Source organism: Bacillus sp. FG16 (assembly GCF_057809515.1).
In genome coordinates this window covers 1-17,130 of record NZ_JBMDKC010000074.1, presented here as the reverse complement: position 1 = coordinate 17,130, position 17,130 = coordinate 1, and the positions used below count along the sequence as shown (strand labels likewise).

Genomic DNA, 17,130 nt, shown 5'->3' with positions numbered 1-17,130 from the left:
TAGCAGAAACAAAAAAGAATAAAAAAAAGCAATCTTGCTGAACACAAGATTGCTTCGGGAACAAGCTATATTGCCCATAGCTTGAACCAATTCCAGTTTAGTTCGAACAAACTGGATGTATATTAATATTTTACTAATGTCTGGGCCTATTGTACCATGAAATTTGTTGTCTATGCAATAAATTCATAGTCAATTTGAGACACCTTGTGACATGAGAAAATTAATATACAGGTTCAAATATGAGGACAGATAGCTTGCGCTATCTGTCTTTTTTGTTTCTCCAAGAGAGGAGGAACGCAAGTGAAGATGTATCGACAAATATTTCAAAATCAATTTACAGAAGTAGCGAAACGTCAAGGAGATAAGCAATTAACTGGCTATGATAATGATCACGGTTTTACTTTTTTAAGTAATAATTGTGAGGAATTTAAAGCGGTGCGTACATATAAAACTTTGTTTGCAATGACTCAAGATACTACATATTACACACCTAACACATTTTATCGTAATGACAAGCGCAATAAGGCATCTTTACGCTGGTTAAACGCAATGGTCATTGATATAGACGCAAAAGGTGGCAATGAAGAAAATAAAGGTTTGACGGTTCCAGATGTATTAGACCGCGTTGAGTGCGCAGGACTTCCAGAGCCTTCTTTAATTGTTAAAACGCCGTCTGGTGGGTTCCACGTCTACTTTTATTTTGCTGTACCTAAAAGAGCCTATACAAAGACTATAGAGTTTTATGAGCGTATTCAGCGTGAAATTATCGCGAGTATCGGCGGTGATCCTGTTGCTGTTGGTGCAGAGCGTTATTTCCGTGTGGTTACAGATCAAAATACAGTTTATGAGTCTAATAATCGTATAGACTTTCAGGGGCTTATAGACTGGATGATCATACAGCAAGAAGACCGTTCTTTCTTTAAAAAGGTAACAGTAGGGCAATGTGATTTATTGTCTCATCCAGCTATTTTAAAACTTCTACAAGGTGTAGAAGAAGGGAAGAGAGATAACACTTGTTATACGTTAGCTTTAACATTTAAAGCTTCTGGATACGCAAAGGAAGAAGCTGAAAATAAGCTTCGTGAATGGAATGCAAAGCTAGAAAAGCCTTTAACGGTATTAAAGGTAAAACAAAAGGTTCGTAGTGCGTTCCAGGGAACGAAAAAAGGGCCAGCGGCTCGCTATATACGTGAATTATCGGGAATGGCGTTTTCGTATCGCCCGTTTGAAGGAAAAAAAGAGCGTGAAGATCGCCAATATAGCCATATGGAAGAATGGGAAGTTGATATTTTAGCATACTTAGAGCAACAAAAAGGGGAAGTATCGGGATCACAACGCAAACTAGCAGAAGCGATGGGAATACCGTTTTCTTCGTTTAAGGTCGTTATTGGGCGTTTACAAACCACTGGACGAATCAATTTGGTTGTTGAAGGTAAAGGTCGTGGAGCAAAAACAACAATTGAATTAGTAGCCGAGGAACAATCTGCAGAACAAATAGAACAAGAGAACAAAAGAAATACAGATTCCGTGCCGTTTATAATCGATGCACCTATATTGGAGTCTGGAAAAAATGAGCCAAATCCGTATACACTTAGGGATCAGGTGGTGGGTGGGCGTTTTGTTTTTCCTGTTATAGCTATTGATCCTTTAACGTATAACACTACTCTTATTGATTCTTTATCTACCTCTCAATTGGCGTTTATACGTAAAGTTTCGGCGGTTTCCTCTTTTCCTTTGGATCTTTTAGCTTATGTGTATTTGTTTGTCTTGGAGGAGTTCTCAGCTATCTCACATGCTTATTTATTTGAGTTGCTTACCACAGGTAGTTTATATCTTTATACACGGATAGAGGACCTTTTAATGTACTTGTTTTATGAGATACAAAATTACTATGAAGATGTGGGCTAACTTACATGTTATTTGTTGGGGGAGAGTAGTCCGAAGGCGAGGACATGAGCTTGCGAATGACGAACCTATGATCAAAAAAGAGCCAAGAATTTCTCTTGGCTTCTAGTGTGTACTAGGGTAATTTCCCCTGTGTGCTATGCACTTACGTAGTATTACTTATTTTGGTGCATACACTAGTATTTAATATAGTGTTTTAGTGTCTAAGATATGGATGTTATACAAATTTTTAATGAGTGGATTAAATGTTATATAAAATATTACTATAAATTGGTCATAAAACCATTGATTTCTAAGTAAATTTTGAATATAATTAAATTACCCACTAATTAACAAGATTCTTTTAGCCAGATGATTGATTTTTCAAATCATATCAGATGAGTAAATAGATAATTCTTCTACTACCTTAGATTTATTGTGGGGGGCGGCATATCTTATTGTCGTCAAATCTTATTTCATCTTAGACTCCACTATTACCAGCAAAACAAAAAATCACACAAGACACACTACCAAAAGAACGAAAAATCACAGCTCAAAACAAAAACTAAAAATCGCAAAAAAATCAAATTGCTGGTTGTTCTCTTACGTTGTTCTTTGAAAATTGAACCCTTGTATTTGTTCTTGCTTTTCCGTTGAGGGAGGCTGTTACATGAGCAAAAAATCGAATGATACGGATCTGGATAATATCTTTGATTGGATTGGAGAGCATCCAAAAGAAACATCGGCATTGTTTGGTGTCGCTTCCATTGGATTTTTTGTTTGGAGGAAAGATTGGATTTTATCTCATCTTCCGTTTTCGTTCAAAGATGTTGAAATTTGGTACAGTTCGGTTTTGCTGTATGCGAAGTTGTTGTTTGTAATTCTGGCTATTATGTGGTTTGTTCGTTGGATATTCTCTATTTTGCGTATTCAACGGAATTTTGAATACGTACAGTTTCTTCCCCACGAGGATGATGGTGTTTCAAAAGAAATGATTGGGCAGCTTATGCGCCGGATTCATGGAACAAAACGCAAATGGATTGAACGTCTTATTTTTGGGCGGGAATGGTATTCTTTTATTGTCCATTACAAAATTGATGATAAAAAGGGTGCTCAATATTGCTTTTACTTAGGTGCGGAACGTTCCAAATTACATTCATTACAAGCGAACTTCAAGAGTATCTATCCGCGTCTCGAATTTTTCCCAGCAGATGATATGGAGTTTCCAGGTAAAAAGGCTGTGGGAGGTCGCTTAAAGCTGAAAAATAACAGTGTAAAAAAAGCCCTTCCGCTTTCTCGCTATAAATCGGATCAACTTCCGGGTATTTTATCGCATATGCAACCTGGGACGTGGTTACAACTGGCGTTTAGTGCGAATGATGGATGGAGATTAAAAAAATCGATTACAGAATTAGAAGAAGACATTCGTGATGATAAAAAAGCAAGTGAACGGACCGCGTTTGATAAAGAAGAATTATCGGGTTTAAAACATCGATATGCTGGGAATGAGGTTGCTTTTGATTGCGCAGTTTCACTTGCTTCTGAGCATTATCCAGGTGTTCCAACCGTTAAAGATGTGGCGAATGCTATTAACTCCGTGTTACATGATGTTAATGAATTAAGATATCGTCGTTGGCGAAGGTCGGTTCAGTGGTATCCAACAACAAAACCTTATCGTATGATTTGGACCGGGAGTGAATTAGCGAATTTACTTCATTTACCACATTTTGATGATAAAGGTTTAATGAAAAAGCTTTCGAAGCAAATTCCACATTCAGCTCGTGGTGCAGAATTGTTACCAGAAAAAGTGCTGAGTAATCCTGAGGGTATTCCATTTGGTGTTCTTGCTCATCCTTTTGTGGAAAATCGAGAAGTACGCGTTCTTCCGTCTGTACTAGGAAAGCACTGGTTGCTTTTAGGAGTTAATGGGTCGGGGAAATCGACCCTAATTAATAAAGTTTTAATGGAAAGTATTCATGGATTTCTTGAGAGAAAGAAAGGTGAAAAAACTCCAGGCTTTTCTTTTGCTGATCCAGCGCAAGATACAGCCTTAGTTTTACTTAATCAGATGTTATTGGCTGAATTAAAAGGCGAAGCTGTCGATTGGAGTCGCGTTCATTGGATTTCTTTTAAGAATACAGAGTATCCTTTGGCAATGAACCTGTTGTATAAACTTCCTGGTGAAACTAATGAGTTTGTAACTGATATTATCATGAAGATTATCCATGAAAATTTCCAAGTTGCTCAACAAGCGGAACGTCTACTTCGACACTGTATTGAAACTCTATTAGCGGATCCTGTGGAAACACATACGCTTTTAGGAGTCAAGAGATTACTTAGAGACTATACGTTCCGAAAGCGCATTATTTCGCGATTAAAAAACAATCCGGAGACAGCGGAATTATATGATTTCTGGATTATGGAAGCACCAGATTTGTTAGATATGTCCACGACTCCTATTTTGAATCGTTTAGATATCTTTACATCTAATAATCTATTCAAGAGGATGTTTGGTCAAAAAGAGTTTGCTTTGCCAGTAAGAAAATGGTTTGATGAAGGACATATTATTTTTTATGATTTCAGCGGTATGAGTGAACGGGAAATTAGTGTGATAGGGAGTGCGTTGACGTATTTATATTATCGAGTCGCTGATGATCGTCAAGGAAAACCTTTGCTTCATCAATTTGTAATTGATGAAGCGGCAAAAGTAAAAGCTTCTATTTTTCCGTATATGATACGTGAACAACGGAAAAAAGGGCTTTCTTTAGGGATTGCAACGCAGTCGATTAAAGATTTAGATAAAGATCTTCAAAGTGCGCTTATTAACGTACAAGGAAACTTTTTTGTATGCCGACAGGGAACAGAGGATGCACAAATATCAACGAAGTTTTTCAAAGTTGCTGGTAAAGATAAGGATGAATCCATATATACAGAGGGATTCTTAAGTAATTTAGATGATCGTGTTGCTGTAATCCGCACACAAGATCATATTAATGACGTAGATCAGACAGTCCAGGCGGTTGTAGAAGTTCCTCCATTGGATCGTTATCATGCTGATGGAACTAAAGCAGATTTCCGTGATGAAGAGGATGTTAAAAAGTCTAACGCTTGGACTTTGCAGAAAGCGGAGGAATTGTCATCTAAAAATGGGTATCATCAGTCTGAAATTGATTTAATGATTCAAGCGTATATGCGTGATCAAGAATATGTACCTAAGAAAACAACAGTGTTAGCAAGTACTAGCCCTATTAGAAAGAAAAAGGCACCCATTTCCAAACAACCTCAAACGCCTGAACACTTAAAAAAGAAACCGAAAATCGAGTTGGAAAAAGAAATGGAAATCCCAGATGTTAAACCAACTATAATTAATGAAAAAGATAAAAAAGAGGGAAAGAGTGTAGAACAAATACAAGAGCAGCAAGAACAAAAAGTAGTCGAGAAAGCATCAACAGGATCTTTGATGCAGCGAGTAAGAGAACAAAAAAAGATAGAACCTTAATAAAAGAGGGGAAATAACGTGTGCTAGGTATTCTCCCATAAAGAAAAGGGGGAAACAAATTGGTAAAGTATTTAGTTTTATCAGATCAAGATAAGGATTTACTTGTGAAATTACATGATTTTATTTATTTAGATTCAGAATTTATTGTAGAGCATGTACTCACAAATTATTATGGGAAACCCGCTGTTATGCATAGGCTTAGAACACTAGAAGATGCAGGGTATATTAAGAGTTTTACAGTTCCCATAGAATTTGCAACAAAACCAGTAAATGTGTATACCTTAACGATGTTTGGAGTGGAAATTGTAGAACAAATTCAAGGGGTTGTAAAATGGAATCGACACTGGACAACGAGAATTGCTCCTTGGTATCAACATCAATTAATGCTTAATCGGATTGTTGTATGTTATCAAAATAAGGTCAGTGAATATGAATTGGAATTTAAAGATTGGATTCCAGAATCGCGTGCAACATGGCAATATTCAAAAGATAAATCAGATGTGATTAAACCAGATGGGTTAATGATCATTGGTCCAAAAGGAAGTTCCCAAAATTTCGGTTTATTTATTGAATTGGAGCGTAGTGTAGCAAAGCGACAAAATACAGTTCAAAAGACGATTCGTTACAATGATTTTTTGAATAGGGGACAAGAGACACTGGATGACTATGATATGCATGTGTGTTTTGAAGCACCTGTAACGGACTGGAGAGTTTTATTTATAGGTGGGAACGAACCTAATTCGCAAAAGACAATTCGAGATATTTTAAGTGTAGAAACAATAGAAAAAATGCAACTTAATATCCCTATATTAGTAGCTAGTCGTGGAGATATTGAAAAAAATCCGTTTGGAGAAATCTATATTGATGTACTAAAAGATCCAAAAACTAAAAAAGAATTATAGGGGGAGGGTTATGCTTCGATCTATTTTTAAATCACTTATATATATAGCTGGCATTTGTTTCGTGGGAAGCTTTATTTTATCAGCTTTCCCCGAAACAAGGGGTGTTTGGGAATTTGCAAAACAACAGTTTTCAGCGTTTTACAATTTAGGAGTTGCGCAGTTTGGGATGATAGGAACTCTTATTATCATTGCAAGCCTTGTGTTTCTATTACAGGGGAAGAGGTGATGACACTTTGCAAAAGTGGGGAAAAGTAGCAAAACAAAAGTCGGAATCTTCGAATAAACTGTCATTTCGAGAAAGAATAGCAAAATGGAAAGAAAAAAAGAATATTTACTCAGCTAAATTGTTAAAACGAGATGAGAAAGAAAAGACTCAAGAAGTCAAAGTGATTAAACGTGCAACATTAAAAAAACCTGTTGTAAAACGTATTTGGAATATTGTGGCTATTTTTTCGCTTTGTATTGTTGCTTTAGGAGTGTATAACGCATTTCGCCACAATGGTAAACTTGAAAATCTTCAAAATCAAATTACAGCAACTAAAAAGGTGAATGCAGAAGGCGTACAGGAAAATTTAGCGATGCGTTCAGGAGTTGAATATTTTGTACAAAATTTTATAAAAGAGTATGTGACTGTTAAGCCAGGAGACGAAGCACAAAAGGGGAGACAGAAGATACTGAGTAAATATCTAGCACAAGGATTAGATAAAGATGCTGGTATCGATTATCAATCTTTAAATGGTGAGCAAATTTACAAAGATAGCCGTATTTTAGAGGTTGAAAGTGCGGGGAAAAATCAAGCAAATGTATATGTAGATGTTACCACGGAGTTTGCACCAAAAGACTCACCAGATAAAAAACAAAGTCGAGTGTATTATCTCATTCGAGTTTATGGTTCATCAGATGGATATACAATTGTAGATTTACCGCAACCTTATATGCCAAAGAATGGAGCTAATAAATCCATTCAAGATAGATATGCTAGTCTTTCGAAAGACATGAAATCTGAACAAGAAGTACGAAAATTTCTTGAATCGTTTTTCAAGACATACACAGCAAAAGATCGTGGAGATGAAATTAAATTCTTTTTCCGAAATGCAGCTGACATTCAATCTCTACAAGGTTTGATGGAATATGTAAAAGTTGAAGATGTAAAAGTGTACCCGATGCAAAAAGAAAAACAGTTCCTTGTACAGTGTAGTGTAAAACTGAAACAACCAGTTTCAGGAGTAATATCAGAACATAGCTTTGAATTTACAATAGATCGTAAGGGGGAGGGGAAGTTTGAAATTTTAAAAATGCAACCAGTATCCTATGAAGTGAAATAAAAAGGAGGATGATGTAAAATGCAACATTTATTAGACGTATTAATGTTAGGAAATATTGATATAACAGGTGTTAAAGGGAGTGGGAATAGTAACGTTTTAAGTACGATTCAAACAATTTACGTGTGGGCAGTGTTAATTATTATTGTGGGATTAGTGTTGTTTAAAAAGTTTCGTGCAGCAGTTGGGATATTAGTGGTTGGTAGTATTCTTGGAGTATTTGTATATGGTCCAGATAATATTATTTCTTTAGGAGATAGCCTATTGAAGTTCTTCGGACTGAAAGGTTAAGGGTGTCAGAAAATGCATAGATACAAAGGGTATTGTACAAGTACTTTGTGGCGTATACCAAACTTGATTCGGGGATTTGCAGGAGGAAGGGAAGGATTTCAACTTCCCTTTTCTCTTACTGTGACGCAAATTTTAATTATTTTGGTTTTATTCTTCGTAAGTTTACCGATTTTTATTATAGCAGCACCTGTAATTGATAATAAGGTGGCTCGATTCGTTGTAGTAAGTTTGATTTTGCCTAGTTTCTTGGGATATTTGATTGGTGGGCAAACAAAAGAGAATATGAATATTTTACGCTATTACTACATTAAGCGAAGAACCAGACAAGAACCGAAAGAAATGATACGTTTTGAGGAAGTAGAACAAACAAAGATGATTCATATCAAAGGAGAAATTCGTTTGCAACGTGGGAAATTGTAAAAGAAGGGGATGGATCGTATGAATTTTCAAAGTGACATTGCCGCAGTGTGTGGGAATACAATTTTTACAGAAGATAAACGAGAACAGAAATGGTACGAATTTTCAGGATTTCATACAAGTTTTGATTCTGAAAACCAGCTAGCCCTTCATTTTCAAGATTTACGTCGTTTATTTAAGGAAATAAATAGGGAAATTCATTGTTTGATTGTTCCGGTGAGGCAATCACTCGATGATGTAAGGGATCAATATTTAGAAGCGGTACGTGGCAATCTTCGTGTAGTTGCTAAAGAACATGTAGATGCAATTTTTGATTATTTAAAAACAAGTTCGGAATTGGGAGCAGAAGAGAATAAGAGTAAATTTTATATCGGAATTGAACTTACAAAAGGAACTGTAACTGATGAAGACGATGAAATGTCATTTGGTGAAATCTTTGAATATATTTCGGATTGGTTCAAAGAGAAATTTCACAAGGTGCGAGGGAAAAGCACATATCTAACGGTAGAACGTCTTCAAAGAGCTTTGCGAGCGGGAAGAGAAGTGGATAATGTATTAAAGGCTTTTCCTTTTCATTTTAAAAAATTAAGCTGTGAAGAAATGGGGAAATTAATTCCTTGGATGTTTAATTTAGGTGTACGTTATCCGCAAGGTTGGAAGGGCTGGGAAGAAAGATTTACACCTATTACAAATAAAAAAGGTGAAATTATTGCACGTGTACAAACGAAAGAAGAAGTTTTGAATTTACAGATGACAGGAATTGAAAATCCAAAAGGTAGACGACATCTTACTTTGCATCAAACAGATGCTAAAGGGGGGAATCATCAAACACACGTCTCTTATTTACACCTCGTAAAAATGCCGGATACAATCTATTTTCCGGACATAAGATGGCTTGAAAATCTTAGGAATTTACCCTTTGGCGTAGGTGTTAGTTTGAAAATGACATATCAAAGTCCAGACAAAAGGATAGCGAAATTAAGACGCCAGAAGGATAACTTAAAGGACCAAGTAGAACATCTTAGACAATTTAATGATGAGGCAAGTTCCAACGTATATGAAGGGCTGGCATTAGCTGAAGAAGTTATTAGTAATGTGGAAAAAGAACGAGATGGAAGTTATTTAATGAGTGCAATTTTTGCAGTTAGTGCGCCAAATCTGGATTTACTGTCTGTACGTGTGAAGGATTTAATTGAAGAATATGCATCGATTGGTTTTCGATTACAAAATACTTATGGTTTACAACTACGTAGTTTGATGGAATGTCTTCCGGGATCGAAAAGATATGTAACGGAATTTATACAGGATGTAGACGTGAATGCGGTCACCGCAAGCTTTTTTGGGAATCGCCAAGAGTTAGGGGATGACTATGGAGCGTATCTTGCAAGGACTTTAGAAGGGAAACCAGTGTATTACATGCCTGGTTTGGCAGCTTCAGGTACAGTAGCTACGCAGTCTCTTGTTATGGTTGCTACAGGGAAAACTGGTGGTGGAAAATCTGTTGGTGGGAATCATATTACCTATGAATCAGCTCTTGCCGGTGCGAAAGTTATGTTGCTGGATCCGAAAGCGGAAAGGAAAAATCTATGTCATTGGGACGAGAAATTAACCGAGTTAGGAACAGAATTAAATTTTATTTCCTTTACCAATAAAGATGAAGACGCAGGAAAATTAGATCCATACCTTCTGTTTGAAAATCGGCAAGATGCGGGAGACATTGCACGAGAAATCATTAATTATCTTTTAAACATTAATATACGAAACAACAGTATGCAAAGTTCTGTTGTAGCAAGAGCTGTACGACAAGTATCTCAACGTAAGAAGCCTTCTATTCGTTTTGTAAAAGAAGAATTAAGAATAATTGCTACAGATACAGAAATGACAGAAGAAAAGAGAAATATTGCCTTAAACTTAGCGAGTACTTTAGAAGAATTAGAATCTATCTCACTAGCGCGTCTTATTTTTGCGGAACCAACGAATACCGATAATGTATTAAATTATGCTAACCAATTAAACGTCCTTCAAGTTGATAATTTACACTTACCGAACAAAGACACACCTCCAGAAGAATATTCGGAGGATAATATTATCTCTGTTGCGATTCTCTTTAGTTTAACAGCGTATATGATCAGATTTATGAAAATGTTTCCCAATGATTTAACTATGATTGCAATAGATGAAGCTTGGAACTTCTTCCAAAACCCAGCTGGAGAACGTCTAATAGATAAATTATTCCGTGAAGGGCGAAGTTTATTATCTCCAATCCTATTAATGACTCAGAATTTGACGGATATTCCAGAAAGTATGAGAGGGCAAATCGGGATGTCATTTCATTTTCGTACTGATGAATCTCGTGATATTGAAGCGATTAATCAGTTTTTAAGGTTGGATGATTCAAGTGGACTGGAAGGAGTATTACCAAAGTTAGCATCTGGATATTGTGTATTTCGAGATTTACAAAAGCGCACAGGAATTATGCAAATGCGCGTTTTACAAGATCATTTATTTGATGCTTTTGATACATCTAAGGATATAAGAGAAATTGCCAAACGAGAAAATGAAGAATTGGAAAATAGAGAAGAAGTTATGCAATAAAGCACAAAGGGGTATAACATATGAAAAAGTTTTTGGTAATGATGATAATAGCAGTATTGTTGTCAGGATGTGCGGATGATTCATCCACACATCCTGAAAGAAAGGAAGCAAGATGTGAAGATTCAAAGGCCTGTAGTACAGCGTTAAAATATGCTACGTATGAGAATCAAGGGGCAACTGATAAAGTTTTTGAGATGGAAATAGATAATGAAAATGGGAGAAGCTATAGCAGCTTAGAAGAAGCAAAAAAAAATATTGCACCAGATTATAAGATAATTAAGGATAAAAAAATTGAGGATTATGTGGTTTTAGAATATGAAGTGGTTACGGATAAGAAATTTGTTTATCGGATTAGATTTAAAGATATTCGTACAAAAGAGAAGCAAATTTTAGATTTGAAAGTGGAAAAAAAGGGAAATAAATATATGGTTGAACAGTATTATGGATATGTTCCAAATTCTGCGATTACTAGAGGAGAGAAAGTAGTTCCTTACGCAAAATATTATGCTAAAGGTATGAGTCAACAAATAAAAGAAGAATTAGAGCCGAAACCAATTGAAAAAGAATAAGAGGTGTAGTTATGAAAAAGCAGTCTCCATTTCTATTTCTTAGGATTTTATTAGTATTTGTTATTTGTTTTATGTCTCTTAGTATTTCGGGTGTATCAGCTGAAAGTCCTAATGTAATGGATGAATTAACACCTAAAAGTGATTTGCCTGAAACTTCGGCTCCAGTTGTAAAATACAATGAACATCCAATCGATCACTATGAATTAGATGTTTATATAGAGAAAGAAAAAAAAGAAGAAGGTTTGTTAGATAAAATTAATATCTTTAAACTTGATGAAAAAGCATATAGCCACATTCAAACGATGCAATATGAGTTGTTAAATGGGATATGGTATGCGTATTTAGTTACAGTAAACTTTGGGATTTATCTTATGGAGCAAGCGTTTACCTTTGATTTAGTAGGGGCTACCTTAGAGTATGTTTCAGTTTTTATTTCACAAATTGGAGGGAAGTCAGGGGTAGGTCAATTTTTATCTTTTATGTTGATTTTAACCGCTGGATGGTTAGTTTACTCATTCGCAAAACGTGAAATTCGAAATACATTTACAAGCCTAATTGTAGCAGCACTTTTATCAGCATTTTTTACGGTTTATGTGCAAAATAGTGATTCGGTTATTCGAGAACTAAATGATACAGCGAACACTATTTCTAACACTATCCTTTCTTCTTCCACGTACTCATTGGATGAGTCAGCAGCGAATTCAGAGCGAACACCGACAAATAATGAAATTCTAAGAGAATCACAATATAAAGATGCTCAGTCAGCAAAATATGGATTATCACGTATTCGGAATTTAATGCATGATCTTCTGATTGTGAAACCTTATCTTATGCTAGAGTTTGGTACGACTAATTTAGCGGTGATTGGTGGAGCAAAAAATAAGAATGAGTATAATAAACAGAATATCGATGCTGGAAAAGAAAAAGTAAAATCGTTATTGAAAGAAAAACCAGGGAGTGAAGGACGGAAAGCATTTGTGAAAAAGAATGTAAAAGATTCACTATTTTCACCAGAAAATACTGGTCAACGTATTGTATTAGCTTTCCTAGTATGGATTCCAGCTATCGTAATTTTAGTTATGGTAGGTTATTTATCTGTATTAACACAAATTTTTGGTATTGCATTTTTAATTACGGCTGTAATGGGTGTATTTATCTTATTGTTAGGGATTTTTCCAGCATGGCGAGGTTACGTAAAACAGTGGGGAGGAAAGTTATTTGCTTTCCTAGCAATGCGTGTAGTGTATACGTTTTTACTGATTTTAATGTTTAGTTTTACAAACATAGCGTATAAAGTAGCGGAAGGAAGCTTTTGGTCATATGGACAGACAGTGATAGCAATTTTAATCATCTATGCAACAGCATTCTTTTTACAGAAAAAACTATTTGGTTATAAATTGTATCGCAAACACAAAGATCAAGCTAAAAGTTTTATACGAGACCGAGTTGATGAAATTAGAGGGAAACGTAGGCAAGAAGAGCAACAGCATGGATATGGTACAGGGACTTATTCACCAGCGTATGCAAATAATAATGGTGGATGGAATGGAGCGCAAAGTCCGCGAGTTGTAAATGCTCATGATCAGCGTCGTATTTCTAGAGTGCAAGACTTAATGCAGAAACAAAATAAAAGTTCCCAAGTAGCTCCTTTAAAGAGAAATAAGACCAATATCAATACACCTACCTCGAATGAACAGACTTCAAGGAATCCGTTGTTAATGAAAAATAAAAAACAAGAAATGAGTAATGCACCTATCAAAAAAGGAAACAAAGAAGAAATTAATAGTGCTCCTATCAAGAAAGGGGAGCAACAAGAAATTAATAAAAATTTGCAAGGTACACCTAATACAGATACTAATCAACTACAGAAAAAACAACAAAGACATTTATCGCAAGAAAATGCTCCATTGAAAAAGCAGCCGAAACCACCAGGATATTATCGTCAAAATGAAAATAATTCATCCTCCAATCAAGTTACTAATCAACTACAGAAGAAACAACAAAGTCATTTATCACAAGAAAACGCTCCATTGAAAAAACAACCAGAAAGTCAAAATGAAGACGAGAAACGTATTAACAGGTCTAATGTTATTAAGTTAACACAAAATCAAGATACAACATTTGAAGACTCGAAGATTGATAGAAGTCGAGAAATAGAGAAGATGAGAAAGCAGTCTAATGAAGATTCTAAAGCTGATGATCAGTAGGTGATACTAATGAAAAAATGGTTTATAGGAATCGGGGTTTTGGGAGCCATACTTTTTATAGTTTGCTCCCTAATTTTTATTTATTTTTTTACTGGTTCTCTTCAAGAAGAAGAGACAAAAGAAGGTGCGCCACTTATTATTAGCAGTAACGGATTGACTGTTTGTCGGCCAGGTGGGAAAACAGTGGCAGCAGAAGATTTGCAGCTGCATCTAGGTGGAGTATTTAGTGGGCAAGCGCAAGCTTTTTTGAATGCTGGAACACAAAACCAAATTGATCCTGTTTTACTAGCATCTATTGCGAAATTGGAAACAGGGAATGGTACTTCAAATGCAGTGAAAAATTATAATAATCCAGGCGGCTTGATGGATCCAGGAAGTTCACAAATGAAAGGGTTTATGAAGTTTGGAACACTCGAGGAAGGCATTAATGCGATGGCACGAAATCTCTATAAAAACTATATTGGGATGGGTATTACAACGATTGATGCTATTGGTGCGAAGTATGCCCCGCCAGGAGCAGCGAATGATCCATTTGGAACAAACGGAATGTGGCCTAAGCTTGTAACGAAATTCGTTAGTGAAATGGGCGGTTTATCCTTTAATTGTGAACCAAATAAGCCAGATGGTGGAGGTGTTGTAGACACTGGAACAGCAAGTTCGTATGGTTTTATTAAACCAATTGCTCAAACAACAGTCACAAGTCCATTTGGTCCACGGTGGGGTACGATTCATAAAGGAATTGATTATTCTTGTCAGGACGGTGTCACCGCAATTGCCGCGTCGAAAGGTGGCGTTGTGGAATTGGCGAAATTTGGTGAGGGCGGCAGTGGCTTTGGCGGATACGGCAACGTCGTTGTCATTAACCATCAAAACGGATATTGGAGTTTATATGGTCATATGTCGTCTATTACAGTCCAGGAAGGGCAAAACATTGGTGTCGGCCAGCAAGTAGGTGTTTGTGGAAAGACGGGGCAGGTCACAGGACCACACCTACACTTTGAAATTAAAACATCTTTCAAATTTGGGCAAGTAGACCCAGGACCATATTTACCAAATTAATATAGGGGTTGAGCGTTATGGAGAACAGAAATGTTCAAATTGTAGTAGTTATTGTGTTTATTCTAGCTTGGTTGTTAAGTGTTGTAATGTGGGTACAAAACAAAAATCTTAGAAATACTTCTGAAAAAGAAAAGCGAAAATTAACAGCTGAAATCACGATGTTAAAGCAAAATAATAAGGAACTGGAAAAGCGTATTGAAGATTTAAAGGAAAATACACAAGATAAAGCGCAAGGGATCGCCAAAACATTTGTAGAAATGTTGTTAAAATATGATAACAGCCAAAAGCAGAACCCTAATATTGATAAAATTAAAAAGATGGTAACAGATAAGGCAAAACAAAAGCTATTTGAAACACCTCAAGATGCACATGGCAACGCACAAGTTCCTGGGCTTCATGTTATTACAAATGCGGAAGTAACAGATATGTATTATACAAAAACAGCAGATAATAAAGCAGATGTAACCGTCAAATATGATTATATTGTTGATACAAATGGTACCGTGCAAAGGGAAAAACATACGATGAAACTTAATTTGTTATTACAGGATGATAAAGAGTGGTTAGTGGAAGATTACACATTTCAAATTAATTCTGGAACAGAAGGGCCATAAATTGAAGGGGTGATAAAGTGGATTTTGCAAAATGGAAGATGGATGCCTGGAATGTTGTTAAATCGTATATGATAAGACACTGGTTTGTAATTTCAATTTCTGTCATGCTCTTGTTATCAATTTGGCTTTATAGATTTACGTATAGTAGCTTTCTAGCTGTTGTTATCTTTGGATTAACGTGGATTTTAGCAGCGTTCTGTTATAATAAAAATGTAGATGAATCGCCTGTTAAATTTCGTAAGAAAAAGGAAAAGCATATGATGTACACAGTTTTAAGGGTATATACAAATGATGAATATTTTAAGGAACATATGGAAAACGAAGAGTATTTTCATTCACAAGTAGTGAGAATGGAGAATCGTTTACTGGATATGAAACAGGATTTAAGTATGCAAATTCCGTATTATCCTTATGAAGAATTTGCATACTGTTACCATTTTCTTCTTGACCAGGACAATGAGATATATCTCATTGCTGAGTATAGTGAGGAATGTATAGGATGTTAGATATTATAATAGGTGTGTTCGTTTGGTTAGTAGTTGCGGGTGCTACATTTATCTTTTATCGTAAATTTTCATTTTCAGAAGATAAGCTATATCGAAAAAAATATGATGAGTATGGATTTTCAATTTTAATTATAGGAATAGCATGTGTGTACCTTGTAAAAAAATTATTAGCAGCCTATTTGATATTACAAGTGATTGCAACAATTATAGCTTTATGTACAGTGGGGATTGCAGCAGCCTTTTTGTTGAAACAAACTATATACGATTATAAAAATAGAAGATTCCCATTTCAACGAAGATGAAAATCCCCCTTAAAAATCAATTTTAAGGGGGATTTAATTTGTTTTAAATATAATGGGGTGTTATTTGTAGTAAAATAGCTGTATAGGGGCGTTAAGGGGTTTAAAACAAATATTAATAGTAGCGAGGTGTAAATATGGCAAGAAGTACAGAATCGATGCCTAGAGCAGTGTATGTTTCGAAAAATGAGACGCGGTATATTGAACCTCCAGAGGCTATCTTGATGCGTCAATTGGGTAAAACTTCTGGATATACACTTTATTGTGAGAATTACTTAAAATGTGATTGTACGGCCAATGTGAAGGTAGTGAATAGAACAGGAAAACAGGCATTCTATTTAAAGTCAAATGAAGGGCATTGCCCTGATTGTTCGTATCTTTTAGATACTGTTTCGATTAAAGAACGAATAAGAAATGTACCAAAAGACAAAAAAGTAGTCCTTGAAATTGACGAGAGTGATATGTTTGAGGTTAAAGAGAAAATAATAAAAACAGAAGGGAACGGAAAGCAGCCGATAGCAGAAGGGAGAGTATTAACAGTTCCAGAAAACATTATTATAAGACAGGTTGCTGGGACTAGAAATACATACATTCGAACGGTTGGGGATCTGATTGAACTATTGAATAGTAAAGATGATACAATGATTAAATATGCATTAAAACAACTATATACTAATAATATGTTTTACAATAGCAGGAATTATGAAGCAATATGGGATCAACGACCAAAGCATGCTTTTATTGTTGAGGGATATCTAGATCAAGGAGGATTAAGTTTATTAAAGGAAAAAGGGTATGTATATGCATTTCCATCCTATAAAAATAAAAGAGCAGAAAATGAGATTCGAATTATGTTAGTACATAATGGAAATGGAAAAGAACGATTCCAGCAGACCGTAAAAAGTTTAATCGAATGGATCGATAAAGAAGTAGAGGGCAATCGGAAGCTTGCTCTTATAAAAGGGA

14 protein-coding genes and 1 pseudogene are annotated in these 17,130 nt (G+C 35.6%); all 15 read left to right on the top strand.

Translation table 11 applies throughout. The features are described 5' to 3' along the window. Window positions 1-306 precede the first annotated feature (306 nt). A complete protein-coding gene (locus tag ACODS7_RS22665) occupies window positions 307-1,908 on the top strand; it encodes a primase C-terminal domain-containing protein (RefSeq protein WP_488827641.1) in 1,602 nt (533 codons plus the stop codon). 646 nt (window positions 1,909-2,554) lie between these two features. After that, window positions 2,555-5,383, top strand: coding sequence for an ATP-binding protein (locus tag ACODS7_RS22660; protein WP_488827611.1), 2,829 nt, complete (start codon window positions 2,555-2,557; stop codon window positions 5,381-5,383). A gap of 59 nt (window positions 5,384-5,442) precedes the next feature. Continuing rightward, window positions 5,443-6,285 carry a hypothetical protein gene (locus ACODS7_RS22655; protein WP_488827609.1) on the top strand — a complete coding sequence of 281 codons (843 nt, stop codon included), beginning with the start codon at window positions 5,443-5,445 and terminating at the stop codon, window positions 6,283-6,285. Between the two features lie 10 nt (window positions 6,286-6,295). Next, window positions 6,296-6,511 (top strand): hypothetical protein, encoded by a 216-nt coding sequence (locus ACODS7_RS22650; RefSeq protein ID WP_340882778.1) that lies wholly within the window; start codon window positions 6,296-6,298, stop codon window positions 6,509-6,511. 7 nt (window positions 6,512-6,518) lie between these two features. Beyond that, entirely contained in the window at window positions 6,519-7,610 is a 1,092-nt protein-coding gene (locus ACODS7_RS22645) for a conjugal transfer protein (protein WP_488827607.1), read from the top strand. Window positions 7,611-7,628: 18 nt separating this feature from the next. Continuing rightward, a complete protein-coding gene (locus ACODS7_RS22640; RefSeq protein ID WP_256425294.1) occupies window positions 7,629-7,898 on the top strand; it encodes a hypothetical protein in 270 nt (89 codons plus the stop codon). A gap of 12 nt (window positions 7,899-7,910) precedes the next feature. Further along, the gene (locus tag ACODS7_RS22635; protein ID WP_256425295.1) at window positions 7,911-8,318 is read left to right on the top strand and encodes a PrgI family mobile element protein; all 408 of its coding nucleotides are present in this window, start codon (window positions 7,911-7,913) and stop codon (window positions 8,316-8,318) included. 18 nt (window positions 8,319-8,336) lie between these two features. Then, complete coding sequence (locus tag ACODS7_RS22630) at window positions 8,337-10,910, top strand: ATP-binding protein (protein WP_340882785.1); 2,574 nt, start codon at window positions 8,337-8,339, stop codon at window positions 10,908-10,910. A 20-nt stretch (window positions 10,911-10,930) separates the two neighbouring features. Next, window positions 10,931-11,479 carry a hypothetical protein gene (locus ACODS7_RS22625; RefSeq protein ID WP_488827604.1) on the top strand — a complete coding sequence of 183 codons (549 nt, stop codon included), beginning with the start codon at window positions 10,931-10,933 and terminating at the stop codon, window positions 11,477-11,479. A gap of 11 nt (window positions 11,480-11,490) precedes the next feature. Next, window positions 11,491-13,686, top strand: a complete 2,196-nt coding sequence (locus tag ACODS7_RS22620; protein WP_488827602.1) for a CD3337/EF1877 family mobilome membrane protein — start codon at window positions 11,491-11,493, stop codon at window positions 13,684-13,686. 9 nt (window positions 13,687-13,695) lie between these two features. Further along, complete coding sequence (locus ACODS7_RS22615; RefSeq protein WP_488827600.1) at window positions 13,696-14,745, top strand: peptidoglycan DD-metalloendopeptidase family protein; 1,050 nt, start codon at window positions 13,696-13,698, stop codon at window positions 14,743-14,745. A 17-nt stretch (window positions 14,746-14,762) separates the two neighbouring features. After that, window positions 14,763-15,359: a hypothetical protein gene (locus ACODS7_RS22610; RefSeq protein ID WP_488827598.1), complete on the top strand. Its 597-nt coding sequence runs from the start codon at window positions 14,763-14,765 to the stop codon at window positions 15,357-15,359. A 17-nt stretch (window positions 15,360-15,376) separates the two neighbouring features. Further along, window positions 15,377-15,865 carry a hypothetical protein gene (locus ACODS7_RS22605; protein ID WP_277547625.1) on the top strand — a complete coding sequence of 163 codons (489 nt, stop codon included), beginning with the start codon at window positions 15,377-15,379 and terminating at the stop codon, window positions 15,863-15,865. Next, window positions 15,859-16,167 (top strand): hypothetical protein, encoded by a 309-nt coding sequence (locus tag ACODS7_RS22600; protein WP_144519093.1) that lies wholly within the window; start codon window positions 15,859-15,861, stop codon window positions 16,165-16,167. Before ACODS7_RS22605 ends, ACODS7_RS22600 begins: the two co-directional genes overlap by 7 nt. Before the next feature lie 134 nt (window positions 16,168-16,301). Continuing rightward, window positions 16,302-17,130: pseudogene (locus ACODS7_RS22595) on the top strand (hypothetical protein); the annotation flags it as partial.